Source organism: Demequina sp., assembly GCA_024707205.1.
Classification (GTDB): domain Bacteria; phylum Actinomycetota; class Actinomycetes; order Actinomycetales; family Demequinaceae; genus Demequina.
Genome location: JANQAD010000001.1, coordinates 2046371 through 2071850, shown reverse-complemented (window position 1 = coordinate 2071850; position 25480 = coordinate 2046371). Strand labels below are relative to the sequence as shown.

At 67.5% G+C, this 25480-nt stretch carries 28 protein-coding genes and 1 pseudogene; 9 read left to right on the top strand and 20 right to left on the bottom strand.

What is annotated here, in order from left to right; genetic code table 11:
* Positions 1-50 precede the first annotated feature (50 nt).
* Positions 51-1436: a glycine--tRNA ligase gene (locus NVV57_10605; protein MCR6713106.1), complete on the bottom strand. Its 1386-nt coding sequence runs from the start codon at positions 1434-1436 to the stop codon at positions 51-53.
* Positions 1437-1475: 39 nt separating this feature from the next.
* On the bottom strand, positions 1476-2093 hold the full coding sequence (locus tag NVV57_10600; GenBank protein ID MCR6713105.1) for a hypothetical protein: 618 nt from the start codon (positions 2091-2093) through the stop codon (positions 1476-1478).
* A gap of 144 nt (positions 2094-2237) precedes the next feature.
* Between NVV57_10600 and NVV57_10595 the strand changes: the two genes are divergently transcribed.
* Genes NVV57_10595 through NVV57_10580 form a run of 4 tightly spaced genes read left to right on the top strand, consistent with a single transcriptional unit; the run spans position 2238 to position 5179 of the window.
* Positions 2238-3134, top strand: coding sequence for a zinc ABC transporter substrate-binding protein (locus NVV57_10595; protein ID MCR6713104.1), 897 nt, complete (start codon positions 2238-2240; stop codon positions 3132-3134).
* The gene (locus tag NVV57_10590; GenBank protein ID MCR6713103.1) at positions 3121-3918 is read left to right on the top strand and encodes an ATP-binding cassette domain-containing protein; all 798 of its coding nucleotides are present in this window, start codon (positions 3121-3123) and stop codon (positions 3916-3918) included. Before NVV57_10595 ends, NVV57_10590 begins: the two co-directional genes overlap by 14 nt.
* Positions 3915-4766 carry a metal ABC transporter permease gene (locus NVV57_10585; protein ID MCR6713102.1) on the top strand — a complete coding sequence of 284 codons (852 nt, stop codon included), beginning with the start codon at positions 3915-3917 and terminating at the stop codon, positions 4764-4766. The genes NVV57_10590 and NVV57_10585 overlap by 4 nt, the downstream gene beginning before the upstream one ends.
* A gap of 29 nt (positions 4767-4795) precedes the next feature.
* The gene (locus tag NVV57_10580) at positions 4796-5179 is read left to right on the top strand and encodes a transcriptional repressor (GenBank protein ID MCR6713101.1); all 384 of its coding nucleotides are present in this window, start codon (positions 4796-4798) and stop codon (positions 5177-5179) included.
* Positions 5180-5198: 19 nt separating this feature from the next.
* Here NVV57_10580 and NVV57_10575 read toward each other — a convergent pair whose 3' ends face one another.
* The 11 genes from NVV57_10575 to NVV57_10525 form a co-directional block, all read right to left on the bottom strand.
* Entirely contained in the window at positions 5199-5498 is a 300-nt protein-coding gene (locus NVV57_10575; protein ID MCR6713100.1) for a TM2 domain-containing protein, read from the bottom strand.
* Between the two features lie 14 nt (positions 5499-5512).
* Positions 5513-6271: an isoprenyl transferase gene (locus tag NVV57_10570; protein ID MCR6713099.1), complete on the bottom strand. Its 759-nt coding sequence runs from the start codon at positions 6269-6271 to the stop codon at positions 5513-5515.
* A gap of 171 nt (positions 6272-6442) precedes the next feature.
* Complete coding sequence (recO, locus tag NVV57_10565) at positions 6443-7177, bottom strand: DNA repair protein RecO (GenBank protein ID MCR6713098.1); 735 nt, start codon at positions 7175-7177, stop codon at positions 6443-6445.
* Between the two features lie 56 nt (positions 7178-7233).
* Positions 7234-7599 (bottom strand): hypothetical protein, encoded by a 366-nt coding sequence (locus NVV57_10560; protein MCR6713097.1) that lies wholly within the window; start codon positions 7597-7599, stop codon positions 7234-7236.
* Between the two features lie 234 nt (positions 7600-7833).
* Positions 7834-9417 (bottom strand): MFS transporter, encoded by a 1584-nt coding sequence (locus tag NVV57_10555; protein ID MCR6713096.1) that lies wholly within the window; start codon positions 9415-9417, stop codon positions 7834-7836.
* Positions 9418-9496: 79 nt separating this feature from the next.
* Positions 9497-11242 (bottom strand): 2-isopropylmalate synthase, encoded by a 1746-nt coding sequence (gene leuA, locus NVV57_10550; GenBank protein MCR6713095.1) that lies wholly within the window; start codon positions 11240-11242, stop codon positions 9497-9499.
* Positions 11243-11522: 280 nt separating this feature from the next.
* On the bottom strand, positions 11523-12428 hold the full coding sequence (era, locus tag NVV57_10545) for a GTPase Era (GenBank protein ID MCR6713094.1): 906 nt from the start codon (positions 12426-12428) through the stop codon (positions 11523-11525).
* Complete coding sequence (locus tag NVV57_10540; GenBank protein MCR6713093.1) at positions 12421-13671, bottom strand: hemolysin family protein; 1251 nt, start codon at positions 13669-13671, stop codon at positions 12421-12423. Before NVV57_10540 ends, era begins: the two co-directional genes overlap by 8 nt.
* Positions 13668-14117 (bottom strand): rRNA maturation RNase YbeY, encoded by a 450-nt coding sequence (ybeY, locus tag NVV57_10535; protein MCR6713092.1) that lies wholly within the window; start codon positions 14115-14117, stop codon positions 13668-13670. The genes NVV57_10540 and ybeY overlap by 4 nt, the downstream gene beginning before the upstream one ends.
* Positions 14114-15103, bottom strand: coding sequence for a PhoH family protein (locus NVV57_10530; GenBank protein MCR6713091.1), 990 nt, complete (start codon positions 15101-15103; stop codon positions 14114-14116). Before NVV57_10530 ends, ybeY begins: the two co-directional genes overlap by 4 nt.
* Before the next feature lie 38 nt (positions 15104-15141).
* On the bottom strand, positions 15142-15477 hold the full coding sequence (locus NVV57_10525) for an HIT domain-containing protein (GenBank protein MCR6713090.1): 336 nt from the start codon (positions 15475-15477) through the stop codon (positions 15142-15144).
* Between the two features lie 39 nt (positions 15478-15516).
* Here NVV57_10525 and NVV57_10520 point away from each other — a divergent pair, with 39 nt between their 5' ends.
* Both NVV57_10520 and NVV57_10515 read left to right on the top strand, forming a co-directional pair.
* Positions 15517-16128, top strand: a complete 612-nt coding sequence (locus tag NVV57_10520; protein ID MCR6713089.1) for a hypothetical protein — start codon at positions 15517-15519, stop codon at positions 16126-16128.
* A 195-nt stretch (positions 16129-16323) separates the two neighbouring features.
* Positions 16324-16812, top strand: coding sequence for a hypothetical protein (locus tag NVV57_10515; protein MCR6713088.1), 489 nt, complete (start codon positions 16324-16326; stop codon positions 16810-16812).
* Positions 16813-17085: 273 nt separating this feature from the next.
* Here the strand turns inward: NVV57_10515 and NVV57_10510 are convergent, their stop codons facing one another.
* From NVV57_10510 to hrcA, 6 genes and pseudogenes are all read right to left on the bottom strand, one after another.
* A complete protein-coding gene (locus NVV57_10510) occupies positions 17086-17733 on the bottom strand; it encodes a hypothetical protein (GenBank protein MCR6713087.1) in 648 nt (215 codons plus the stop codon).
* Positions 17734-17872: 139 nt separating this feature from the next.
* Positions 17873-19108 (bottom strand): IS256 family transposase, encoded by a 1236-nt coding sequence (locus tag NVV57_10505; protein MCR6713086.1) that lies wholly within the window; start codon positions 19106-19108, stop codon positions 17873-17875.
* 109 nt (positions 19109-19217) lie between these two features.
* A complete protein-coding gene (locus NVV57_10500; GenBank protein ID MCR6713085.1) occupies positions 19218-19685 on the bottom strand; it encodes a hypothetical protein in 468 nt (155 codons plus the stop codon).
* 258 nt (positions 19686-19943) lie between these two features.
* Positions 19944-20693, bottom strand: a complete 750-nt coding sequence (locus tag NVV57_10495) for a 16S rRNA (uracil(1498)-N(3))-methyltransferase (GenBank protein MCR6713084.1) — start codon at positions 20691-20693, stop codon at positions 19944-19946.
* Positions 20694-21811, bottom strand: a pseudogene (gene dnaJ, locus NVV57_10490) (molecular chaperone DnaJ).
* A 14-nt stretch (positions 21812-21825) separates the two neighbouring features.
* A complete protein-coding gene (hrcA, locus tag NVV57_10485; protein ID MCR6713083.1) occupies positions 21826-22830 on the bottom strand; it encodes a heat-inducible transcriptional repressor HrcA in 1005 nt (334 codons plus the stop codon).
* A gap of 79 nt (positions 22831-22909) precedes the next feature.
* Between hrcA and NVV57_10480 the strand changes: the two genes are divergently transcribed.
* The 3 genes from NVV57_10480 to NVV57_10470 all read left to right on the top strand — a co-directional run bounded on the left by NVV57_10480 (position 22910) and on the right by NVV57_10470 (position 24299).
* Entirely contained in the window at positions 22910-23266 is a 357-nt protein-coding gene (locus tag NVV57_10480) for a DUF4870 domain-containing protein (protein MCR6713082.1), read from the top strand.
* Positions 23267-23417: 151 nt separating this feature from the next.
* Entirely contained in the window at positions 23418-23786 is a 369-nt protein-coding gene (locus NVV57_10475; GenBank protein MCR6713081.1) for a DUF4870 domain-containing protein, read from the top strand.
* Between the two features lie 171 nt (positions 23787-23957).
* On the top strand, positions 23958-24299 hold the full coding sequence (locus tag NVV57_10470) for a DUF4870 domain-containing protein (GenBank protein MCR6713080.1): 342 nt from the start codon (positions 23958-23960) through the stop codon (positions 24297-24299).
* Here NVV57_10470 and hemW read toward each other — a convergent pair.
* Positions 24263-25480, bottom strand: a complete 1218-nt coding sequence (hemW, locus tag NVV57_10465) for a radical SAM family heme chaperone HemW (protein ID MCR6713079.1) — start codon at positions 25478-25480, stop codon at positions 24263-24265. The two genes, NVV57_10470 and hemW, sit on opposite strands and share 37 nt — an antisense overlap.

Here is a 25480-nt window from a genome sequence, read left to right as displayed (position 1 = left end):
GCGAGAAGCGAGAGCGCGGTTGGGCCGGGGCCGGGGCGATTCGGTTGGGTTTACGCGCCGATGAGGCGCGTCGCCAGGTAGTCGCGCACTTGCGAGAGCGCAACCCGCTCTTGCGCCATGGTGTCGCGGTCGCGGATGGTTACGGCAAGGTCGTCCACGGTCTCGAAGTCGACGGTGATGCAGAACGGCGTGCCGATCTCGTCCTGGCGGCGGTATCGCTTGCCGATCGCCTGCGTCACGTCATAGTCAACGTTCCAGAACCCGCGAAGCTCCTTGGCGAGGTTCTCCGCGGTCGGGAGCAGAGCGTCGGACTTCGAAAGCGGGAGCACCGCGGCCTTGACGGGCGCGAGGCGCGGGTCCAGGCGCAGCACCGTGCGGGTGTCGACGCCGCCGCTCGTGTTGGGCGCCTCGTCCTCGTCGTACGACTCCACGAGGAACGCCATGAGCGAGCGCGTGAGGCCGGCGGCGGGCTCGATCACGTACGGCGTGAACTTCTCGTTCGTGACGGGGTCGCGGTACTGGAGGTCCTTGCCAGAGTGCTCGGCGTGGGTGGAGAGGTCAAAGTCCGTGCGGTTGGCGATGCCCTCGAGCTCGCCCCACTCGCTGCCCTGGAAGCCAAAGCGGTACTCGATGTCCACGGTCCGCTTGGAGTAGTGCGAGAGCTTCTCCTTGGGGTGCTCGAAGTGGCGCAGGTTCTCGCGGCTGATGCCGAGGCCCGTGTACCAGTCGGTGCGCGTGTCGATCCAGTACTGGTGCCACTCCTCGTCCGTACCAGGCACAACGAAGAACTCCATCTCCATCTGCTCGAACTCGCGGGTGCGGAAGATGAAGTTTCCAGGCGTGATCTCGTTGCGGAAGCTCTTGCCGATCTGCCCGATGCCGAACGGCGGCTTCACGCGGGAGGTCGCGACCACATTGGCGAAGTTCACGAAGATGCCCTGCGCGGTCTCCGGACGCAGATAGTGCAACCCGGACTCGTCCTCAACGGGCCCGAGGTAGGTCTTGAGCATCATGTTGAAGTCGCGCGGCTCCGTCCACTGGCCGCGGGTGCCGCAGTTGGGGCACGCGATCTCGGCGAGCCCACCCTGGGGCGCGCGGCCCTTGCGCTCCTCGAACTCCTCGAGCATCTGGTCCTCGCGGAAGCGCTTGTGGCAGCTGAGGCACTCGGTGAGGGGGTCCGTGAACACACCAACGTGACCCGACGCCACCCACACCTGACGCGGAAGAATGACGGCGGAGTCGAGGCCGACGATGTCGTCGCGGCTCGTGACCATCGCGCGCCACCACTGACGCTTGATGTTCTCCTTGAGTTCCACGCCGAGTGGCCCGTAGTCCCATGCCGAACGTGTTCCGCCGTAGATCTCGCCGCTGGGGAACACGAAGCCGCGGCGCTTCGCGAGCGAGATGACGTTGTCGAGGCGGGACGGTGCTGCCACGGAGAGCTCCTTGCGGGGTTGGTCTGTGCTCGGAACAGTCTAGTGGCGCGGTTTGGCCGCCTCTTCCGGCGCGGCGGCGGCGCGCCGCCTGCGAAACCGATAGCCCACAAAGACGGCGAGCCCCAGAACCAGCCCAAGAATCACCCACGGGGCGGCGACCCAAAGCGCGACTTCCCACTGGGAGTCGTAGCGCCCCAGATCTGCACGAATCAGCGGCATGGCCTCGTCGATCGGGGTCCTGCCGTCCAACACCTCGCTGGCAACCTCGTCGAGCGGCCACATGTAGCCGTTGTCCACGACGTAGGTGCCTGCTGGCGGGATCGACACGTAGTAGCCCTCCGCCTCGAAGACTTCGGCGGACGCGGCAGTGAGCGTGGCCGTCCACTCCCACACCCGTTTGCCCGACGCTGTGGCTGAGTAGCAGCCCCACCCTCCCTCGAGCGTGAAACTGTCCGCGGATGCGTGGCACGTCAGCCCGGTTGGCTGCAGGTCGTAGCGCGCGACCCAGTCATCGCTGTTGCCGTGGGGCGTGGTCGCCATTGTCGCGTCCGGCCAGGTCGCTTCGAGCGTGACGCTCGTCGCGTCGGATGTGGGCGAGGGATCGGCAGCATCAGGTGCTGCAGTCGCGCCAGCCGTGGCAACGACGGCCACCGTCATCGCAATAGCCCACGCCGCTCGCCTCATGCCGTCACCCCCTCATCGGCCCACGCCCTTCCCGCAACGTAGCACCGGAGACACACTCGGCGGGATGCAATTCCGCATCAGTTGACAATGATTCTCACTCGCATTAACCTGACTTCCGTGAAGCTCCTCGCAATCGTCTCCGGCGCGGCCGGTCTCCTTCTCGTCACCGGCTGCGCCGGGGATCCCTCCGGAAACCCCGATGCCCAACTGACTGTCGCCGCGTCGTTCTACCCGCTCGAGTACGTCGCCGAACACGTCGGCGGCGACCTCGTCGACGTAATCGCGCTCGCGCCCCCAGGCGTCGAACCCCATGACCTCGAGCTCTCCCCGAGCACCGTGCGCCAACTCTCCGACGCGGACCTGGTGCTCTACCTCAAGGGACTCGCGCCCGCAGTCGACGACGCGGTCGCGACCACCGGCGCAAAGAGCTTCGACGCGGGATCCGCAGTGACCCTGCGCCCCGCGGTCGCGGGTGCCGAGGAGGAGGGCGAGGAGCCGCTCGCCTTCGACCCCCACTTCTGGCTGGACCCTAGCCTGCTCGCGCAGTACGCCACAGCGGTCGGCGATGAGTTCGCACAGCTTGACCCCGCCAACGCGGACACCTACACGGCAAACGCGGACTCCCTGGTAGACACCCTTTCCGGCATCGACGACGACTTCAAGCAGGGCCTCGCCCAGTGCCAGCGCACGGACATCGTCACCGCCCACCAGGCATTCGCGTACCTCGCGGATCGCTACAACCTCACCCAGATCGGCATCGCCGGCATCGACCCCGAGGCGGAGCCGTCCCCGGCCCGCCTGCTGGAGATCCGCAAGGTCGTGGAGGACACGGGCACCACGACGATCTTCACCGAGTCGCTCATCAACACCGCCGTCGCGGACGCGATCGCGAAGGACACCGGCGCCACCACTGCCGTGCTCGATCCGATCGAGTCGGTGCTCAACGACGACGACTACGCTACGGTCATGGCCCGTAACCTCGAGACGCTACGGACCGCACTTGGCTGCTCCTAGCGACCCGGGCGCATCAACCCCACGCGCGCTGCTCTCCGCGAGCGGCGTCCGCGTAGCGCTGGGCGGAAACGAGATTCTGCATGGCGTAGACCTCGCCGTCCGCGAGCGCGAAGCCGTGGCGGTCATGGGCGCCAACGGCTCGGGCAAGTCCACGCTGATCCGCGCGCTCGTCGGCGTGCTGCCGCTCACGGCCGGCACCGTCTCCTACGACGACCGGCCCATGACCCCCGCGGCGCGCGCCCACGTCGGCTACGTGCCGCAGCGCATCTCCGCCGCCGGGGGCGTCGCGGCGACGTCTCTCGAGGTTGTCACGGCCGGTCTGCTTCGTCACGGCCGCCTGCGCCCGCCTCGGGATGCCCGACGCCGTGCCACGGCCGCGCTCGAACAGCTGGGGGTGGCGGACCTCGCCTTTCGGGACGTCGGATCGCTCTCCGGCGGCCAGCAGCAGCGCGTGCTGATAGCACGCGCGATGGTGCGCGAGCCACGCCTCCTCGTGCTCGACGAGCCCATGACGGGCGTGGACCTGCAGTCGCAGGTCGCGCTCGTCCACACGCTCGACCATCTGAAGGCGGACGGCGCCGCAATCATCGTGGTGCTCCACGAGATCGGGCCGCTCGCGAGCCTCATCGACACGGCCGTCGTGCTTGATCACGGCACGGTCTCGTATCGGGGCGCGCCCCCACAGGATCTGGGAGTCCACGCCCTACCCGGCCACGAGCACACGCACGCGCACGAGGATCCCCGGCCCCCAGCGTCGGGCCCCATGCTGGAGGTGGGAACGTGAACCTCCTGCTCGATCCCCTTGTTCAACGCATGCTCATCGCCGGCCTCGTGGTGGGCGTCGCCGCGCCGATCGTGGGAACGTACCTGGTACAGCGTCGTATGGCGCTGTTGGGCGACGGAATCGGCCATGTGGCCCTCGCGGGCGTCGCGGCGGGCTGGCTCGCAGGTTCTATCGCGGGCCTCGCGGAGCGCGACGCTCTCGCGCTTCCGGGCGCGATCATCTTCGCCATCGCCGGCGCCGCGATCATCGAGCGCATGCGCTCTCGCGGCACCGCGGCCGCCGACGTCGTCATGGCAATCCTGTTCTACGGGGGGATCGCGCTCGGCGTGCTGCTCATCGGCGCCTCGGGAGGCACCAGCACCAATCTGCTCGGCTACCTGTTCGGATCGATCTCGACGGCCTCGTGGCAGGACGTCTGGGTGTCGGTGATCCTCGCGGGGGTCATCATCGCGATTGGCATAGGCCTGCGGCGCGCGCTCTTCGCGGTCACCCACGACCAGGAGTTCGCGTCGGCGTCCGGACTGCCGGTGAACGCGCTCAGCATGGTGGTCGCGGTGCTCGCGGCCGTGACGATCACGGTCGCCATGCGCGTCGTGGGCGTCCTCCTCGTGAGCGCGCTGATGATCGTGCCGGTGGCCATCGCGCAGCTGCTCACCCACTCGTTCAACCGCACCATGTTCGTGGCCATGGGCATCGGCGCCGCGCTCACGGTCGTGGGCATCGCCATCACGCTCTACGCCAACCTGCAGCCCGGAGCGCTCATCGTCGTGATCGGCGTGCTCACCTACGCCGGGGTCGCGACCGCGGCCTCTGTGCGCCGCAGGCGGCGTGCGAGGATCATGACGTGACCGCCGAACTGCGCCCATCCAACCAGCGCATGACCAAGCAGCGCGCCGCCCTGCTGGAGGCGCTCGGCGCCGGCGACTTCCGCTCGGCGCAGGCGTGGCACGACCTCCTGCGCCACGAAGGCTCGGCCATCGGGCTCGCGACCGTGTACCGGACCCTCCAGTCGCTCGCCGAGGTCGGCGAGGTGGACGCGGTGGTGACGGACTCCGGAGAGACCCTGTATCGCCGCTGCGAGCAGCCAACCGAGCACCACCACCACCTGCGGTGCCGCGTGTGCGGCAAGGCGCTCGACATGGACGTGCCGGAGTTCGAGGCCTGGGCCGAGCAGTTCGCCTCGCGCCACGGCTACAGCGACATTGAGCACACGGTCGAGATCACCGGAGTCTGTTCGGACTGCGCCGCCAAGGCCGGCTAGCCGATCGTCCTCCGGTTCGTCAGCCGCCGATCTGGTACAGAACCCCGCCCACCCCGCCAAGCAGGAACACCACGATCGTCACGATCCACGCGATCCCCTTGTACTGCTGGTATCCGGCGAGGTCACGACCCCGCTTGTCGTGCTGGCCGCCCGCGAGCACCAAGATCAGGTCGATGAGGTACCACAGGCCAAAGCCGCCAACGGTGATGAGCTTGAGAATCCCCGTGCCGATTTTGCCGAGGTAGAAGCGGTCGATCGCGAGGTAGCCGAGTAGCCACGCGAACAGCCAGGTGGCCATGAAGGACTTCTGAGGGGGCATGGGATCTCCTTGGGTTATGCGGAGCCGAAGCGTCGGTTCCGCTGCGCGTACTCCTCGATGGCCGCCCACAGGTGGGTGCGGTTCACATCCGGCCACAGGACGTCGCTGAAGACGTACTCGGCGTAGGCGGCCTGCCACGGCAGGAAGTTGCTGGACCGCTGCTCGCCGCTCGAGCGCCAGAACAGGTCCACATCGGGCATATCCGGCTCATCGAGGTAGCGCGCGAAGGTCTTTTCCGTGACCTTCGCGGGGTCAAGAGCGCCGGCGGCCACGTCTCGCGCCAGAGCCTGTGCGGCGTCGGCGATCTCCGCGCGGCCGCCGTAGTTGACGCACATGGTGAGCGTGAGCGTCGTGTTGCGCGCGGTGAGGCGCTCCGCCTCCTCGAGCTCGTCGATGACCGACTTCCACAGCTTTGGCCGGCGACCGGCCCACCGCACGCGCACGCCCCATTCGTTCATCTGGTCGCGGCGGCGACGGATGACGTCGCGGTTGAAACCCATGAGGAAGCGCACCTCGTCCGGGCTGCGCTTCCAGTTCTCCGTGCTGAACGCGTAGGCGCTGATGTGGGACACCCCGGCCTCGATGCCGCCTGCGACGACGTCCAGCAGGGCGGCCTCTCCCCTGGTGTGACCCTCGGTGCGCGGCAGGCCGCGCTGCTTGGCCCAGCGGCCGTTGCCGTCCATGACGATGGCCACGTGCTGAGGGATGGCGTCCTTGGGCAACCGCGGCGGTTGCGCGCCCGAGGGGTGCGGGGGCGGCGGCGTTGGCGTCACGACCGTCAGCCTACTTGGCGGGGCTCAGAACCCGCGGTCCACTCCCCTTCCCCACCCCGCATCCTGTCGGTACACACGCGTCGCTTCGCGCGCGTGAAACGACCTGTATGTACCGACAGGATGTGGGGGCGGGAGGGTGCCGGGGCTGCGGGGCGTGGAGCTTCGCGGCGATCAGGACTCGCGGTCCACGAGCGGCAGGCTCCGGACCTTTCGCTCGAGGTGGTACTGCGTGTACGCGGCGACCAGGCCTGCGGCGTCGCGGCGATCGCGCGGCTCGGCGGCGTCGGCGACCGCCCAGTTCCCCTCCAGCAGCGCGGCAAGCAGCAGGAATGTACCGACAGAGGGAGCGGCGGCGCCCGAGGGACGGCAGTCCTCGCACACCGCTCCGCCCTCCGCGATCGCGAATGCGCGGTGCGGGCCGGGCTTTCCGCACACGGCGCACTCGGAGAACGACGGCGCGTAGCCCGCGATCGCCAAAGACCGCAGCAGGAAGGAATCAAGGAGAGAACCTGGATCGTGCTCGCGCCGGCTGAGCGAACCCAGTGCCCCGTGCAGCAGCCGATACTGCTGGAACGCAGGCTCCTTCTCGTGGTCGACGAGCTTGTCCGCGGTTTCCACCATCGCGGTCGCGGCCGTGAACAGCGCGTAGTCCGCGGCGATGCGGCGCGCGTACGGTTCGCGCATCTCCACCTGACTCACGATGTCGAGGTTTCGCCCCTCGTACAGCTGCACGTCCGCGAGCATGAATGGCTCCATGCGCGAACCGATGCGGCTCGACGTGCGCCGCACCCCCTTCGCGACCGCGCGCACCTTGCCGTGATTCTTGGTGAGCATCGTGACGATGCGGTCCGCCTCACCCAGCTTGTGGGTGCGCAGCACGATCGCGTCGTCTCGGTACAGGGGCACGTCTCATTGTCGCCCGTGCATGCCCGACGCTCGCTCAGGCCGGGCCGTTGCCGCGCCTAGGAGGCGGTGGGCTGGGGCGAGCTCGGGCTGGTGGGCGACTGCGTCCCCACGAGCACCTCGACGGCCGCGCCGCTGATCTGCTCGTTGATCTGGTCCTGCGTGGGGTCCTGCGGCAGTCCGGCGAGCGCCGTGGATGGGTCCGCGAGCACGACGACCGTGCGCACCAGGACCTTCTGGGTGCCCTTCGTCACGAGGGCGGCCCGGCAGGAGATTCCGCCTGCGGCACTCAGCGAGTCCTCGGGGCAAGCGTCCGCGGTCGCGTCGGTTCCGCCGGTGGCCTGGATCACGGCGTCCTGCGTGGAGTTCGCGATGTCGAGGAAGGTCTTGCCAGCCGGGCTTCCCCTTCCAGCATTCGGCCACATACGGATCCGCGGGCTGCTGGAACGAGCCCCCGATCGCATCGCCGGAGCCGCACTCGAAGCTCGAGAGCCCCTGCGACGTGAGGTCAGGCAGCTGCCCGGCGACCGTGTTCGCGAGCTCGTCGGCGGGCGCGGAGCACGCCGCGAGGGCGACAACGACAGCGCCCGCAAGGAGGACTGGGCGCAGGGTGCGGGAGAAGTTCACGCGGGCAATGCTACGGCCCCAGCCGCTCGCGCTCAGCCAACGATGAGCCCGCCATGGTCCTCGGCCGGCGCGATGTCCGGCAGCCTCGCCATGCGGAACGAGTTCCCCAGACCGATCAGGCCCGCGAGCAGCGGAATGAGCATCGCGATCTGCAGCGCAAGATGCCTGGCATCCGTGTTGATCGAGATGATCTCGTCCTGAACCTCCGCGCTCTGTCCCGACAGCTGCGCCTCCAACTGCGTATTGGTCATCACCTGCGCGTCATCCTCGAGCGCCTGCGCCACCTGCGTCTGCTGATCCGGGGACAGCACATCGCTCGCCGTGGCCATCGACGTGAACGCGCCGGCAAGGGTCGCGAGCATCACCGCACCGCCGACTGCCAGGCCAAACGACAGCCCAAACGAGCCCGCGGCCGAGTTCACGCCCGCGGCCTCGGACACCCGCTCCTCCGTCATCGGCGCGAGCGTGTAGTTGTTCAGCTGCGACACGAGCAGCCCAAGGCCGCAACCGGTGATGGCGAGGGGAATGGCCAGGGCGAGCCCGCCGTCGGCCCGCGGCACGAGCGGAATGATGATCGCCACGCCAACCGCGAGAAGCAGGAAGCCCCACCGCACCAGCGTGGACGGCCGCACGCCGCCGGCCTTGCGCCCCGCGATGAGGGCCACCGCGAACATCGACAGCGACAGCGGCGCGAGCGACAGCCCCGCCTGCAGCGCGTTGTACTCGTGGACCATCTGCAGGTAGATCGGCAGCACGATCATCACGCCGCCGAGCGCGATCTGCTGCAGCATCTGCTGGCTGATGCCGATGCGGAACTGCTTGGAGCCAAACAGGGTGGGGTCGATCAGGGTGGGGCGTCCGCGCCGTTTCGCCGAGCGCAGCCACCACACCAGCCCGGCCATCGCGACCGCGCCCACCGCGATCAGCGCGCCAACGGCCTCGCCGCCCTCCTGCCACACGAGGATGCCGAGCACGATGCCGCCCATCGCGACCACGGACAGCACCGCGCCAACCGGGTCGATATGCCGATCACCGGTGAACTTCACGTCCTTCACGAGCCCGATCCCGGCGAGCACCACCGCGATCACCACCGCCTCGAGCGCGAACGCCACGCGCCACGAGAGGAAGGTCGTGAGCACGCCGCCGAGCAGCGGGCCCACGGCCGCCGCGATCGCCGCCGCGGCGCCTACCAGGGCGTATACGCGGCGCTGCATGTCGCCCTCGAAGTTTCCGTGAATGAGCGACTGCATCGCGGGCAGCAGCAAAGACGCGCCAAGACCGCCGATGACCGCCCAGAACACCACGATCGCCGTCACCGACTGGGCGAGCGTCATCGCGAGCGCACCCACCGCGTAGCCGAGCAGTCCCAGGATGTACGCGCGCTTGCGGCCGATGAGGTCCCCCACCTTGCCGCCGATCAGGATGAACGCCGCGGAGACGAGCGCCTCGAGCGCGATCGCGGACTGCACGCGACTCACGGTCGTGTCGAGATCCCGCACCACCGCGGAGATCGACACGTTCATCAGCGATGTGTCTACTACCAGGACGAACATCGCCATGGACAGCAGCAACGCAAGCCGCATGGGGTTCTTGGACTGCGGCGCGGTTTCGCTCATACGGGCACTGTAGCGGCCCGACGCTGGGGCGTGGCTTCGTACGAAACCTGGCCCCAGCGTCGGGCTGGCTTGGGCGGTGCTACCGGAAGCGGCGGTTGATCGCAGAGATGATCGCCTTGAGCGTTGCCGTGGTGATCGAGGGGTCAATGCCGACGCCCCACAGGATCTCGTCGTCGATCTGGCACTCGACGTAGGCCGCGGCCACGGCGTCGCCGCCGCCGCTCATCGCGTGCTCGTGGTAGTCGAGCACCTCGACCTTGGGTCCGCGCCCGCGCAGCGCGGCCACGAAGGCGGCCACGGGACCGTTGCCGCTGCCCTCGATCGTGACGAGCTCGCCGCGGTCGGAGATGTCGGCGGCGAGCGTGTCGGGGCCATGGTCGGAGGACGACGTGCGCGTGCCCATGAGCGCGAACCGGCCCCACTTGTTGGCGGGATCGCTCGCGGGCAGGTACTCGTCCTCGAAGATGCGCCACAGGTCATCGGCGGTCATCTCGGCTCCGGAGGCGTCGGCAGCCTTCTGAACAACGCGGCTGAATTCGATCTGCAGGCGGCGCGGGAGGTCAAGATTGCGCTCCGTCTTGAGCAGGTACGCGACGCCGCCCTTTCCGGACTGGCTGTTCACGCGGATGACGGCCTCGTAGGACCTTCCCACGTCGCGGGGGTCGATGGGCAGGTACGGCACCGCCCACACCATCTCGTCCACGGTGACGCCGTGGCGCTGGGCCTTGGCCTCCATCGCCTCGAGACCCTTCTTGATCGCGTCCTGGTGCGAGCCGCTGAAGGCCGTGAACACGAGGTCTCCGCCCCAGGGGTGGCGGGGGTGGACGTCGATCTGATTGCAGTACTCGACCGTGCGGCGGATCTCGTCGATGTCGCTGAAGTCGATCTGCGGGTCGATGCCCTGGCTGAACAGGTTCATGCCCAGCGTCACGAGGTCCACGTTGCCGGTGCGCTCGCCATTGCCGAATAGGCACCCCTCGATGCGGTCGGCGCCGGCCATGTAGCCCAGCTCTGCGGCCGCGACGGCCGTACCGCGGTCGTTGTGTGGGTGCAGGCTCAGCACCACGGCGTCCCGGTAGTCCAGGTGGCGGTTCATCCACTCGATCGAGTCCGCGTAGACGTTTGGCGTCGCCATCTCCACGGTGGCTGGCAGGTTGATGATGACCTTGCGGTCCGTGCTGGGCTTCCAGACGTCCATGACGGCGTTGCACACGCGCGCCGCGTACTCGAGCTCGGTGCCCGTGTAGGACTCGGGGCTGTACTCGTAGAACACGTTGGTACCAGGCACGTTGTCCTCGTACTTCTGGCACAGGCGGGCGCCCTGAGTGGCGATGTTCTCGATCTCGTCCATGTCCGCCCTAAAGACCACTTCGCGCTGCAGGATCGAGGTGGAGTTGTACAGGTGCACGATCGCGTTCTTGGAGCCCTTGATCGAGTCATACGTGCGCTCGATGAGGTGCTCGCGGGCCTGCGTCAGCACCTGGATCGTGACGTCATCGGGGATTCGGTCCTCGTCGATGAGCTGGCGCACGAAGTCGAAGTCCGTCTGGCTCGCTGACGGGAAGCCGACCTCGATCTCCTTGTAGCCCATGCGGACCAGGAGGTCGAACATGCGCAGCTTGCGCTCGGCGTTCATGGGCTCGATCAGGGCTTGGTTGCCGTCGCGGAGATCCACGGCGCACCAGCGCGGGGCCTCGGTGATGCGGCGGCTTGGCCACGTGCGGTCCGGCAGTTCCACGTCGATCTGCTCGTGGAAGGGAACGTACTTGCGGATGGGCATCGGCGAACGCGACTGGTCGCCGCCCGTGTAGTAAATGGGGTTCATCTCGTTGGTCCTCTTGGTTGCTCTGGCTAAGTCTTCTGGGATTCAGCCGGCACACCAACCACCGCGACGAGGATCCGGCCTGTTAGGCCTCGTCGCGGCAGCGAAGGAGCAGCGAGCGTGCACGCATGTGGATCACCCTACCGTGCTCTCCCGCTGTCGGTACATAGGGGTCGTTTCCGCGCGCGAAGCGACGCGGTTGTACCGACAGGGTGCGGGAAGGCGCGAGGGCGCGGGGGCGCGAAGGCGCGGGTTGGGCATGCTTGCCCGACGCTGTTGTGGGCTAGAACCCCAGCCGCCCCATTTGCTTGGGGTCCCGCTGCCAGTCCTTGGCGACCTTGACATGCAGGTCGAGGAACACCTTGCGCCCAAGCAGGCGCTCTATGCCCGCACGCGCCGTGGCCCCCACCTCACGGAGCCTGGTCCCTCCACGCCCGATGATGATGCCCTTCTGCGAGTCGCGCTCGACGTAGAGCTGAGCGTGGATCTGCAGCACCCCGCCGTCATCTGGCTCGATCATCTCCTCAACGACAACCGCGATCGAGTGCGGCAGCTCGTCGTGGACGCCCTCGAGCGCGGCCTCACGGATCAGCTCGGCAATGCGCACATCTTCCGGCTCGTCCGTCACCTCGCCGGACGGATACAGCGGCGGCCCAACGGGCAGCCGTGAGATGAGCACCTCGAGCAGCACGTCCATCTGCACGTCTTTGACCGACGACACGGGCACGATGTCCACGAAGTCGCCGAGCGTGGACACGTCGAGCAGATGCGCGGCAACTCGATCGCGCGAGACCTTGTCCACCTTGGTGACGATCGCGACCACCGGTGCCCGCGCGTCGGCGAGCTCTCGCGCTATCCACTTGTCGCCCGGGCCCACCTTCTCGTCCGCGGGCAAGCAGAAGCCGATCACGTCCACCTCGGCGAAGGTCTCGCGCACCAGGTCGTTGAGCCGCTGACCAAGGAGCGTCCGCGGACGGTGCAAGCCGGGCGTGTCTACCACGATCAGTTGCGCATCGTCCCTGGTAATAATCCCTCGGATCGCCCGCCGAGTGGTTTGCGGTCGCGAGGACATGATCGCGACCTTCTCGCCTACGAGGGCATTCATGAGCGTGGACTTGCCCGCGTTGGGTCGACCAACGAACGCCACGAAGCCGGAGCGGTAATCGGCGGAGCGGTAATCGTCACTCACCTGAAGCCTCCTCGCGACGAACCACCACCGACGACAGCCGCCGCCTGCGCCCCTCAAACCTATCGGCCTGGAGCACCAGCCCATGGGCCGACGCCCTGGCGCCCGGGATCGGCACGCGCCCAAGCGCCTTCGAGAGCAGGCCGGCCACCGTGTCGACATCGTCGTCGTCGATCTCTAGGTCGAAGAGCTCGCCCAGTTCATCGAGCGCCATTCGCGCCGGCACGCGGTAGCCTCCGGCGGCGAGTGGCTCCGGCTCCGGCTCAGCGCGATCGTGCTCGTCCGTGAGCTCGCCGACGATCTCCTCGAGCGCGTCCTCTATGGTCACGAGGCCGGCGACTCCCCCGTACTCGTCCACCACGATCGCGATGTGAAAGACGTCGTCCTGCATGCGTCGCAGCAGGTCGTCAACGGCGAGCGACTCGGGCACGAACTCGGGCTCCCGCATCACGGAGTCCGCGAGCTGGTCCAGTGCGGCGGGCGCATCCCAGGTCTCACGCACGGCGTCCTTGAAGTAGAGCACCCCAACGACGTCGTCCACGTCCCCGGAGATCACCGGCACGCGAGAGAAGCCCGAGCGCATGAACAGCGAGAGCGCCTTGCGCAGCGTGGTGCCCGCCTGAATGGTGATCATGTCGGTGCGCGGCACCATGACCTCGCGGGTAAGGGTCTCGCCAAGGTTGACGACCCCCTCGACCAACTCCACGTCCTCCTCATCGAGCGCCTCATGCGCGCGATCAACGAGGTCCTCACGTTCCGCGAGCGCTGGCGCTCGCAGCGCCGGCACCACCGCCCGCACGGGCGTGGTGAGCACGATGAGCAGCCGGGCAAGCGGCGCCACCCCGCGCACGGTCGCCTCGGGATACGAGCGTCCGAGTGAGCGCGGAACGGCGCGCACCACGAGCAGCGACAGCGCAGCCGCAACAACGGCCGCTACCAGGGAGAACACCCAGCCGGGCCACCCGAGCGCCTGACCCATGCCAACGGCAAGCAGCGTCCAGCACACGATCCCCAAGGCCTCTAGAGTCGCGTACGCAACGGACGCCGAGTTGTCAGTGTCTCCCGGCGAGGAGGCGAGCCTGGCCGCGGAGGTGGGGCGGCCGTCGGGCCGAAGGGCGGATGCAAGGCGCCGCTCATCCGCGTACGGAAGCTGCTCAAAGGCCGCCACGAGCGCGTGCAGCGAACCCGCGCCGAGCAGCGCGAGCGCGCCAACGAAGATGAGGACGAAGACGTCGGTGCCGGTCATCGGTTCGCGAGGAACGTGAGCAGCAACTTGCGCTGCAGCGCGAACATCTCCTTCTCCTCCTCGGGCTCCGCGTGGTCGTAGCCGAGCAGGTGCAGGATGCCGTGGGTGGTGAGCAGCAGCATCTCCTCCTCGGCAGAGTGCCCGGCGGTCTTCGCCTGGCGCGCGGCCACGGAGGGGCACACCACGATGTCGCCAAGGAGACCGGCGGGGGTGGGAGAGCCAGGGGTCCCGGGGCGCAGCTCGTCCATGGGGAACGACAGCACGTCCGTGGGGCCCGGCTCGTCCATCCACTGGATGTGCAGCTGCTCCATGGCCGGCTCGTCGACGAACAGGATCGCGAGCTCCGCGCCGTCCGCGATGTTCATCTCGCGCAGCACATAGGCGGCCAGCTCCGCGAACTCCACCTCGTCCACGCCAAAGTCGGTCTCATTGTTGACATCGATCATGGCTTCTCCTTCGGCGTGCCGGGCCGACGCTGTTGACGGTCTGGCGCGAGCCTCGCCTTGGCTTCATCGTCCTTGGCATAGGCGGTGATGATGTCGCTCACGAGGCGATGGCGCACCACGTCCTCGGCGCCGAGTTCGCAGAAGGCGATGTCGTCCACCCCGGCGAGGATGTCGCGGGCGGCCCTCAGCCCGGATTGCGTTCCCCCTGGTAGATCCACCTGGGTGATGTCTCCAGTGACGACCATGTTGCAGCCGAATCCCAGGCGCGTGAGGAACATCTTCATCTGCTCGCGCGTGGTGTTCTGCGCCTCGTCGAGGATGATGAAGGCGTCGTTGAGGGTGCGGCCGCGCATGTACGCGAGCGGCGCCACCTCGATGGTGCCCGCCTCGATCAGCTTGGGGATCGACTCGGGGTCCACCATGTCGTGCAGCGCGTCGTAGAGGGGGCGCAGGTAGGGGTCGATCTTTTCGGAGAGCGATCCCGGAAGGAAGCCGAGCCGCTCGCCGGCCTCCACCGCGGGCCGGGTCAGGACGATGCGGCTCACGCGCTTGCCCTGGAGTGCGGCGACGGCCTGCGCCATCGCCAGGTATGTCTTTCCCGTTCCCGCAGGGCCGATCCCGAACGTGATGGTGTGGCTCTCGATCGCGTTGACGTAGGCCGCCTGGCCCCTCGTCTTGGGTCGGATGGTGCGTCCACGCGTGGACAGGATGGAGCGCGAGAGGACGGCAACGGGCCTGTCGCCGCGCGCCCCACCACCCTCTGGGGACCGCAGCATCCGCACCGACTCTCTCGCGAGATCGGGAGTCAACGGAACCCCGGCGGCGAGGATCGCGCGCAGTTCCTCAAACGCCTGCGCCGCGGCCTCGACCTCGTTCTCGTCGCCGTTGAGCGTGAGCGTGTTGCCGCGCACGTGCACGTCGACGTCGGGGAACGCGCGCTCGAGTTCGCGCAGCACGCCGTCGCCGGCGCCCACCAGTTGGGCCATGACGCCGGCCTCGTCCACGACGACAACGCGGGAGATGCTCACGCGTCCCACCCGAGCGAGCCAGCGTTCATGAGGTGACCGTGCGCGTGGAAGACGGTCTGGCCGGCGGCAGCACCCGTGTTGAAGATCCACCGGAACTCGCCGCCGCACTCGGCGTCGGCGATCTGCTGGGCAACCGCGGCCATCTCGGCGAGCGCTTCGGGCGCGGCGGCGGCAAGCGCGGCCACGTTCGGCTCGTGCCTCTTGGGCACCACGAGCACGTGAACCGGCGCCTTGGGGGCGATGTCGCGAAAGGCGAGAACGCCGTCGGTCTCGACCACCACGTCGGCCGGGATCTCACCCGCGATAATGCGGCAGAAGATGCAGTCGCTCATGATGACAGCCTAGGCGCTCGCGTGGCTACGATTCTTGACATGGCAGCGGACGCCGAACGCCCCCGCAAGGAGTGGCATGAGTTCACCGCCGTCATCGTGTTGTCCGTGGTCGCGGTGCTGACCGCGTGGTGTGGCTTCGAGGCGTCCAAGTGGGGCGGCGAGATGTCCATCGCGTTCAGCCAGGCGTCGAGCAACAGGATCAAGGCGAGCGACGCCGCGTCCGCTTCCCGCGACGCCTTCCAACTCGACGCGCTCGTGTTCTCCGAGTGGCTGCTCGCCGACCACGCTGGGGACACGGAGCAGGCGGCGTATCTGAAGTCGCTGTTCTCGGATGAGTTGGGGGTCGCGTTCGCGGCCTGGGATCGCAAGACGAAGACGCCATTTGGGCTTCCCGAGTACGTGCCCGCGGGCACCGAACAGGCCGCCGAGTACACGGAGAAGGCCGACGCTGCCTACGCTTTGGCGCTCGTCAACAATCAGCGCGGAGACAACTACTCGCTGCTGACCGTGATGTTCGCCCTAGTGCTCTTCCTGACGGCGATGTCCCAGCGCAAAGGTCCGGAAAGGGCTCAGCGGACGCTGCTGGTCGTGGCGATCGTGGTCGCTGTCACGGGCGTAGTGATCCTCGCGACGTTCCCCGTGAGGATCTAGCTCCGCTATCCACGCGGCAACGAGGGCGACGAGGGCTGCCCGATCAAGGAACCCGAGCCACGCTGCCGCGCGACCCGCACCACATCATCCTTGAACTCCTAAGGAAGAGCTTTCTGCATGGTGGCCATCCTTCCCGCAGGGTCCTGCGTCAGCTCATGCTCGGAGTCACCCCAACCCTCAGCAGTCCCCGGCGAGATGTCCATCGCCTTCGCGCAGGCCTCCAGCAATCGCGTGCAGGCGAGCGACGCGCGCTCCGCCGCTCGCGACGCCTTTCGGCCGGACGCGATGGTCTTCTCTCAGTGGCTCACGGCTAGAGCAAACGGCGACACGGCGCTACAGAACTACTTCCAGGGGGTATTCTCCGACGAGCTCGACGTGGCCTGCGCGGCGTGGGACGGAAACACGAAGACGCCCTTCGGCCTGCCGGAGTGTGTTCCTGCGAGTACTGCGAAGGCCGACGAGTTCACCGCCAAGGCTGACGCGTCGTACCAGCGCGGCCTCGACTACGACCAGCGCGGCGACGACTACTCGTTCCTCACGGCGATGTTCGCCCTGGTGCTGTTCCTCACCGCGATGTCACAGCGGCGAGGTCCCGAGTGGGCACAGCGATCCCTCTTGTGGGTGGCGCTGGGCGTCGCTGTCGCCGGGGTCACAGTGCTCGCTACCTTCCCGATTGAGTGGTAGATAACGCCAGGATCCGACGAGGAGCCGGGCACCTTCAATCGCGCCGGAGTTCCGGCGGCGGCCACTCGGCCCATGCCCCGCGGTGTGTTGACCAGAGCCGATCGGCCGATTCGATTAACCACCACGCATCGGCCGTATGCAGCTCGCGTTCGACCTCGAATATGGGCGCCGAAGTACGCGAGACGGGACGAAGGAGTGCACCACTTGAGTCCACGAACGCAACTTCGTACTGGCGCCTGAAGTGTCTGCCCTTTGGTATCCTCCTGACCCTGATCATCCGCGATGCTCTTCTACATATCTCCAATACCCGGCGGTACGGTTTCGCTCCATCTGGTAGAAGGCACTCGTATCCTTCGCTGGCCCCGGACCGATGTCGACAATACGCCGCGAGAGCAACTTCTGTTTCTCGATCCAAATCATGTTGGACCAGAGGTCCACCTTCCTGAGCGCGCCCTGACCTGCTGATTTCTCTACGGCCTTACGAATCCAATTGGGAGTGCCATGGTAATAACCGAAGCCATTCGTGCGCGCAAACGGGATCACCCTGGCATCCATGTAGCGGCCGATCACGACACTCTTGGCGGGCGTGCCAATGAGCGCAGCCGATCCGGCAAACGCGATATCGGCCACGGCGGCCGTCGCAACGAAGGCGGCAGTAGTTTCGAGTTGCGCGAGACCATGCCCGGTGCGGTACTGATTCTCCGGAATCGCGATACACGCCGCATCCGTCAAACACCCCAAACTCGATGTCATAGTGGCGTCGATCGCATCCGTGGGCTGTGTCACAAGGACGTAATTCGTGCCCGCGACGATTCCGCGCTCCTTGACCGCCTGAGCATAGGCGTCCCAGTTCGCCGCGATCTGTGAGGGAGTGAATGACTCGCCAATCGCGACGACGGTGTCCGCCCCACCGTCGATCATGCCTGCCTCCATGGGATTGTCGGTTATCGCCTCGCCTACCGTGCCGCAGTCGGGACCTATGAATCCGAACACACATGGGATACCCGGTTCGAGCCCCTCGGATCGGGGTCTGTCGGTTTTTCTGTGTAAGTGTCATCGGCTAGTTGGTGGGGTAGAGCCTGTCGCCGTAGGTCAGCAGCAGGACGTTGAGGATTTCTTTCCAGTTTCTGACTTGGCCGGTGGGGTTGGTTCCACCGGCTTTGAGGTGCTTGTCCCTGGCGATGCACGCCAGATAAAGGACCTTCATCGCTGATTGTTCGTCGGGGAAGTGTCCGCGCCGTCGCAGGGCCGCACGGAAGCGGGCGTTCAAAGACTCGATGGCGTTGGTGGTGTAGATCATCGAGCGGATCTGGGGTGGGAAGTCCAGGAACGGGATGAACTGGGGCCAGTACGCGCGCCACATGTTGATCATCGCCGGATACAACGTCAGCCACCGTTCGGTGAACTGAGCGAACTCGTCCTCGGCAGCTTCCAGGGTCGGGGCGGTGTAGATGCGGCGTAGTTGCGGGGTGATGCTCTGCCAGTGTTTCGTCGACGAGTACCGCAAGGATTGGCGCACCAGGTGCACGACACAGGTTTGCACGGTCGCTTGGGGCCAGATCGCTTCGATCGCGGCCGGGAGCCCTTTGAGGCCGTCGCAGCACACGATGCATACGTCGACAATGCCACGGTTCTTCAGCTCTGTCAGCATGTTCATCCACTGTTTCGCACCCTCCCCACCGGACGGTCCCATCCACAGTCCCAGCACGTCGCGTTGACCATCCAGGTTCACCCCCATGGCCACATAGCAGGGACGATTCGCGACCGTGCCCGAGCGGACCTTGAGGAAGATTGCGTCAATGAGGATCACGGGATACACCTGATCCAGCGGCCTGGACAACCACGAACGCATGTCCTCCAGCACCTGCGCGGTCACCGTCGACACCAGATCCCTGGAGATCGTGGTGTCATACACCTCTTCCAAGTGCGCACAAATGTCACCCGTGGTCATGCCCTTGCCATACAGCGAGATGACCGCCTCATCGAAGCCCTTCAGGCGACGTTGGCGTTTAGGCACGATCTGCGGCTCAAACGTCCCCTCCCGGTCCCTGGGGACCTCGATCGTGACCTTGCCCACGTCCGTCGTCACGGTCTTGACCCCATACCCGTTACGCGAGTTGCCGCCATCGCGACCCATCGGGTCATGCTTGTCATACCCCAAATGAGCGGCCATCTCCGCGTTCAGCGCCGACTGCAAAATCTGCTTCGTCAGCGCCGTCAGCAGCCCATCCTCACCGGTGAGCTCCAACCCCCGCTGCTGCGCGGACGCCACAAGCTCTTCGGCCAGGCGCTGCATGTCAGGCTCCCGCGGCGCCGGCAACCCTGGCGGCGGGACCTCCCTGTCGATATCGTCCATGATGTGATCGTCCTTCCACCACAGCCCCAAGCCGTGGCATCACGCCGAATCACTTACACAGAATTCCTGACAGACCCTCGGCGGGATCGACGCTGGCGAGCGCCAAATCCGGGCGCCCCGTCCCCGCGTTCGTCGCCCACGGCTCATCACTAAACGCCGTGTCAACCAGCTCCGACAGCACTGGCTCCGTCAGCCCCAACTCGTCATCCGGCTCCAACGCGTCCGGGGTGTCCGGCGCCATCACGGACTCCTCCGGAGCCACGACCTCAGACGCCACGGATGCTTCCGGCAGCTCTACGGTTGGGCTGGTCGCCACCAAGTGCTCCCCAGACGGCGCCGCAGGACTCGGATGCTGCACCGTCGCGGAAATACCAGGCATATCGTTGTCGACCGGATCCGGCGCCTCCGGCGACGGTGTGGGCGATACAGATGGCTCCGGCGAGGGAACTGTGCTCGGGCTAGGACTCGGCGCCGGGTCCACCGAAGGCTCCACCGCCGGAGTCTCCGAATCGCTCACGCTCGGCTCAGGCGACGGCGACACCGCCGATGCGGGCGTGCCCAGCCCAGCAAGCAACACGCCAACACACACACCCGAAACCACCAACGACAAACGCCGAGCAGCCACCTGCACCCCACCCAAAATCCCCCCTGGCCACGGTGCCAGGTGGGACGAACGTAGCGTTCCCTACCTGACTGTGCAACAGGAACGGCCGACCCTGCGACTCCGCGCAGGGTGACAGCCACGACTGAGCGCAGGGTGACAGCCGACGACCGCCTAGTTCCAGGTTCCGCGCAGCGCGGCAAGGGCGGCCAGGGCCGCCGGGCCCGCGCTCGAGGCGCGCAGCACGTGCGGCCCCAGTCGCACCGCCTCACCACCGGCCGCGAGAAGCACCTCAAGCTCAGCCTCGCTGATTCCGCCCTCCGGACCCACGATGACCCACACAGGCTGCGTCTGATTGGCCCACGACAGCCCGGCAAGGGCCACCCGCGCCTCCTCATGAAGCACCAACACCCGTTCGCCTGCGCCTACGGCCGCACGGACCAGCACCGCGAGTTCCTTGGTGGTGACGACGCCGAGCACGGCCGGCACCAGAGCACGGCGGGACTGCTTCGCCGCGGCGAGCACGAGCGACTCCCACGCGGAGCGTCCCTTGTCCACCTTGGCGCCGCGCCACTGCACGATCGCCCGGTCGGACGCCCACGGCACCACACGGGTGACCCCAAGTTCGGTGGCGGCCTCGACCGCCTGCTCGTCCCGCCCGCCCTTCGCGAGCGCCTGGACGAGCGTGATCTCGGTGTCCACATCCCGCGACACGGCCTCAACGCGAACGTCGAGCGCATCGACGCGCACGGCGGCGATGACGCCGGAAGCGCGCACCCCGTGCCCGTCCACCAGATCAACCCGCTCGCCCACGGTCCGGCGCTGCACCGTCGCGGCATGCCTGGCCTCAGACCCGGTGAGCGTGAGCACGGACCCGACCACGGCGTCGGCCGCCTCCGGGCAGAGGAAGACGGGCGCGCTCACTCAGCGCCCCATGAACGCGTCGCGAAGGCGTGCGAAGACGCCGTGCCCGATGGGTGCGAGGTTGGCCTCGGGCATCTCCTCCCCGCGTGCGGCGGCGAGTTGGCGCAGCAGCGCCTCCTGCTCCTCGGTGAGGTCCGCGGGCGTGAGAACATCGAGGTGCACCAGCAGGTCCCCGCGCCCGGGACGCTGAAGCTTGCCCACGCCGAGCCCCTTGAGCTTGACCGTGGTCCCGGAATGCGTCCCCGGCACAACCTCCACCGGCTGCTCGCCGTCGAAGGTGGCGAGGCTCAGCACGGTGCCGAGCGCTGCCGCGGTCATCGGCACCGGGAGGGTGCAGTGCAGGTCGTCCCCGCGGCGCTCGAACATCTTGTGCGCCTTCTGGCGAATCTCCACGTAGATGTCGCCCTTGGGTCCGCCCGCGACTCCCGCATCGCCCACCTGAGGCATCCGGATTCGGGTTCCCGTCTCAACGCCGGCGGGGATATCCACGGTCATGGTGTGGCGGGCGTGCGTGCGGCCGCGCCCGGAGCACTCCTGGCACGGTGTGGCAATGATGGTTCCGTACCCCCGCACGTTGGGCACGGCGAGGTCGTCATGACGTTGCCCAGCAGCGACCGCGCCACTCGCTGCAGCTGCCCCGTGCCGTTGCACTGGCGGCACTGCGTGGGCGACGTTCCCGGCGCGCAGCAGGAACCGTGACAGGTGCCGCACTCGTCTGCGAGATCCACGGTGAACTCACGCGAGACGCCGAAGACGGCCTCCTCGAGCGTGACGTCCTCGTGCACCAACGTGTCGCCGCCGCGCTGCACCCGCGACGCGGGACCGCGCCGCTGCTGCCCGCCGCCAAAGAAGGTCTCGAAGATGTCCTCAAACCCAAAGCCCTGCGGGCCGCCCGACGCTCCGCTCGCCGCTCGCGGGTCCACTCCCCTGTCGTACTGGGCACGCTTGTCCGGGTGGCCGAGCACGTCGTACGCGGCTGCCACCTCCTTGAAGCGCTCTTCGCCTTCGGAGCCGGCGACGTCGGGGTGCAGCTCGCGAGCGAGCTTGCGGTACGCCTTCTTGATCTCCGCCTCGGTGGCGGTGCGAGGCACACCAAGCACCCCGTAGTAATCCTTCACTTACGTCCTCTTCACTAGTCGGCCTCGACGGCCCTTGACAGGTAGCGGGCCACGGCGCGAACCGCCGCGATCGTCCCTGGATAGTCCATGCGGGTGGGCCCGAGCGCTCCAACGAGAGACTGCGAGCCTGGTCCGTAGACGCTCGCCACGAGGGACGCGCCGCGCAACGAGTCTGCATGCGTCTCAGCGCCGATCCGTACGGCCACGTCGCCGGAGTCTGCGGCCATCTCGTGCAGCAGCCGCAGCAGCACCACCTGCTCCTCAAGCGTGTCGAGCACGGCGCCCATGGCGTCGGGCTCGAAGCCTCCGCCCGCGAGATGGGACGTGCCCGCGAAGACCACCCGCTCCACGGTGCCGCCACGCGCGGCCCCCACAACAGCGTCGGCCACCTTGCGGGCCCACGGCACCTGCGGCGAGCGCGCAACCCAGGCGTCGAGCGACTCGGCGAGCGCTGCCGGCCGCACGCCGATCGACTGCTCGTTGAGTTCGCGGCCGATGCGTTCGAACATGTCGTCGCTCGGGGTGTCGTCGAGGACGATCGTCTGCTGCTCCACGCGGGCATCGGCGGACACCACCACCACGAGCGCACGATCGAGCCCTATGCGCACCAGCTCCACACGGCGCACGGCCGCCTCGCGCAGCGACGGGTACTGGACAACGGCAACGTGTCGCGTGAGCTGGCTGAGCAACCGCACGGACCGCTCAACGACGTCGTTGAGGTCGGCGGCGTCTGAGAGAAAGCTTGCAATGGCCCGACGCTGTGGCTCGGGCAACGAGGTTGCCGCAAGGTGGTCTACGAAGGCTCGGTAGCCCTTGTCCGTGGGGATGCGACCGGCCGAGGTGTGCGGCTGGGCGATGAGACCCTCGTCCTCAAGCGCGGCCATGTCGTTGCGAATTGTTGCCGGCGACACGGACAGGCCGGTGCGGGCCGCAAGCGCCATCGAGCCAACCGGCTCCGAGGTGGCGACGTAGCCCTCGACGATCGCGCGCAGCACGGCCTGGCGACGGTCATCGCTCATGGTCCCTCCCGGCTAGCACTCGGCATGTCTGAGTGCTAATTCTACGACGGGCCGTGGGAGCGGCCAGTAGCGTGTGCGCATGAGCTACTCGCCGCTCGACGGTCCCGACACCTCGCTCGCCGGTTTCGCGCACCTTGGGGCGGTGATCGGGCCCGTGATTCCTTGGCTCGTGTGGCGCGTCCGGCGAGAGGAGGACCCCTTCGTCGCGCGCGAAGCTGCGAAGGCGACCAACGCGGGCATGGCGTTCCTCGTCGCGTTCGCTGCGGGCACGCTCATCTGGATGTTCGTGCCGTTCGTCGGCTTCGTGGGCCGCATGCTCCAGGTGGCCGTGATCGTGGTGGCCCTGGTCCTGTGCGTCAACGCATTCCGCCGAGTGCGGCGCGGCGTGCCCACGTCCTACCCGGTGCAGATCCGCGTGCTCTCGCTCGAGGATTGACGCTGTAGCGCGCGCGTCTATGTACGCGCCGTGCAAATCTCGCTAGATTGAGCGCGTTGGACGTGCAGTCACTTGCGGTGTGTCCCCCATCCGCGCACGGGACTTGCGCCCCAACTTCCTGTCCGTTCAAAGAGACTGTGGAGTCCACAACATGAGCGAAACGCCTCCCCCGCCCGCTGCCGCCCCGCAGCCTGCCCTGTCCGACTCGGACGCGCGGCTCTACGCCACGCTCGGCAGCGCCGGCAACATCCTCTTTCCGCTGATCGCGCCGCTGATTGTGTGGCTGATCTTCAGGGAGCGCAGCACCTTCGTCGACTCCGAGGGCAAGGAGGCCCTCAACTGGGGCATCACCTTGGTGATCGGCTACATCATCTCGTCGATCCTGTTTGTCATCATCATCGGCATGGTGCTGTGGGTCATCGTGTTCATCCTGGCCCTTGTCTTCGGCATCCAGGCCGCGATGAAGAACAACAAGGGCGAGAGCTACCGCTACCCCTTCACGTTCCGCTTCGTCAAGTAATCAGGGTTTTCCCCTAACACAGCGGCCCCGATATCCGGTCGATTCCGGATATCGGGGCCGCTTGTGTTTGTGTCACAGTGGAACGGTGAGCGAACAACCTCAAGACCTTCCGCAGCCATCGGTGCCAGTCGTCTATCCGCCCCAGCCCATGCTCGAGGCGGACGCCCGCATGTGGGCGATGCTGATCAACGTCGCGGCCGTGGCGGCGCGATCCTGTCTGGCGGGATGCTCGGCCTTGTCGCCGTGCTCGTCATCTGGCTCATCTACCGCGAGCGCAGCGCGCTCGTCGACTTCCACGGCAAGCAGCAGGTGAACGCGGGGATCACGCTGGTCCTCGCCGGGCTCGTCGCCGGAATCGGCACGGTCATCACGTTCTTCATCGGGGGCTTCGTCTTCATCCCCGCGCTGATCGCCTACGGGATCTACCTATTGGTCATCTCGATTCTCGCGGCCGTCGCGGCGAATCGCGGCGAGTACTACCGGATACCCCTCATCATCAGGTTCATCAAGTAGCGCCGCGGCTGGGTGAGGGTGCGGACCACGTGGTCCGCAAGCAGGCGTCCGCGCAGCGTGAGCCGCAGCGTCCCGCCAACGGCCGCCGCGCCGTCAACGAGACCCTCCGCGATGAGTTCCGCCACGGCTCGCGGCGGGAGGCCGGCAGTGGGGATCCCGTCAGCGAGGCGGATGCGCAGCATCACGGACTCGAGCGCTAGGTCCTCCGCGGTCAGCTCCTCGTCCCCGCCGACGGGCAGCTCGCCTTTCGCCAGCACGTCGCCGTAGGCGCGGGGATGCTTCACGTTCCACCACCGCTTTGCACCCCGCTCACCACCAGCGCCCGACGCTGGGCCCAGATAGCTATGGGCGCCGGGTCCGATTCCCCACCAGTCCTCGCTGGTCCAGTACGCCATGTTGTGGCGGCACCGCTCCTGCCGAGACTTGGACCAGTTCGACACCTCGTACCATGCATAACCGGCAGCAGACAGCGCGGCGTCGGCGGCCTCATACATGTCCGCTTGAGTGTCGGGATCGGTCGCCGCGATCTCGCCGCGACGCAGTTGCGCGCCCATCTTGGTGCCGGGCTCGATCACCAGTGCGTAGGCGCTGATGTGGCCCGGTTCCAGCGCGATCGCCGCGTCGAGGCTGCGCTGCCAGTCCTCGAGCGACTCGCCCGGCGTGCCGTAGATGAGGTCCACGCTCGTGGCGAGGCCTGCCTCGTGGGCCCACTCCACCGCTCGCGCAACATTGTCCGGGTTGTGGGTGCGCTCCAGGGTCGCGAGCACGTGCGGGACGACGCTCTGCATGCCGAGGGACACGCGCGTGAACCCGGCGTCGGCGAGCACCGCGAGCGACTCGCGCGTCACCGAGTCCGGGTTCGCCTCCGTGGTGACCTCCGCGTCGGGAACTAATCCCCAGACCTGCCGGACGCCGCCAAGCAGCCTGGCCAGAGCGTCGGCCGGAAGCAGTGTTGGCGTGCCGCCGCCGAAGAACACCGTGGACGCGGGGCGGACCTCCGCACCCATGGCCGCGCCCGCCAATTCCATCTCGTGCAGCGCCGCGTCGACATAGCCCGCGGGCGTTGCGCCGCCCAGCTCGCCCGGCGCGTACGTGTTGAAGTCGCAGTAGCCGCACCGCACCGTGCAGAACGGCACGTGGATGTAGACACCGAAGTCGCGCGGTGCGTCGGTGCCGGTCAC

Coding starts and splice junctions, on each gene's coding strand:
- NVV57_10600 (MCR6713105.1), bottom strand. CDS start 2,093: ATGACGGTGGCCGTCGTTGCCACGGCTGGCGCGACTGCAGCACCTGAT.
- NVV57_10580 (MCR6713101.1), top strand. CDS start 4,796: ATGACCAAGCAGCGCGCCGCCCTGCTGGAGGCGCTCGGCGCCGGCGAC.
- NVV57_10575 (MCR6713100.1), bottom strand. CDS start 5,498: ATGCCCCCTCAGAAGTCCTTCATGGCCACCTGGCTGTTCGCGTGGCTA.
- NVV57_10560 (MCR6713097.1), bottom strand. CDS start 7,599: ATGTGGCCGAATGCTGGAAGGGGAAGCCCGGCTGGCAAGACCTTCCTC.
- NVV57_10555 (MCR6713096.1), bottom strand. CDS start 9,417: ATGAGCGAAACCGCGCCGCAGTCCAAGAACCCCATGCGGCTTGCGTTG.
- leuA (MCR6713095.1), bottom strand. CDS start 11,242: ATGAACCCCATTTACTACACGGGCGGCGACCAGTCGCGTTCGCCGATG.
- NVV57_10540 (MCR6713093.1), bottom strand. CDS start 13,671: ATGACCGGCACCGACGTCTTCGTCCTCATCTTCGTTGGCGCGCTCGCG.
- ybeY (MCR6713092.1), bottom strand. CDS start 14,117: ATGATCGATGTCAACAATGAGACCGACTTTGGCGTGGACGAGGTGGAG.
- NVV57_10530 (MCR6713091.1), bottom strand. CDS start 15,103: ATGGCCCAACTGGTGGGCGCCGGCGACGGCGTGCTGCGCGAACTCGAG.
- NVV57_10525 (MCR6713090.1), bottom strand. CDS start 15,477: ATGAGCGACTGCATCTTCTGCCGCATTATCGCGGGTGAGATCCCGGCC.
- NVV57_10520 (MCR6713089.1), top strand. CDS start 15,517: ATGGCAGCGGACGCCGAACGCCCCCGCAAGGAGTGGCATGAGTTCACC.
- NVV57_10515 (MCR6713088.1), top strand. CDS start 16,324: ATGTCCATCGCCTTCGCGCAGGCCTCCAGCAATCGCGTGCAGGCGAGC.
- NVV57_10510 (MCR6713087.1), bottom strand. CDS start 17,733: ATGATCGACGGTGGGGCGGACACCGTCGTCGCGATTGGCGAGTCATTC.
- NVV57_10505 (MCR6713086.1), bottom strand. CDS start 19,108: ATGCAGCGCCTGGCCGAAGAGCTTGTGGCGTCCGCGCAGCAGCGGGGG.
- hrcA (MCR6713083.1), bottom strand. CDS start 22,830: ATGAGCGATGACCGTCGCCAGGCCGTGCTGCGCGCGATCGTCGAGGGC.
- NVV57_10480 (MCR6713082.1), top strand. CDS start 22,910: ATGAGCTACTCGCCGCTCGACGGTCCCGACACCTCGCTCGCCGGTTTC.
- NVV57_10475 (MCR6713081.1), top strand. CDS start 23,418: ATGAGCGAAACGCCTCCCCCGCCCGCTGCCGCCCCGCAGCCTGCCCTG.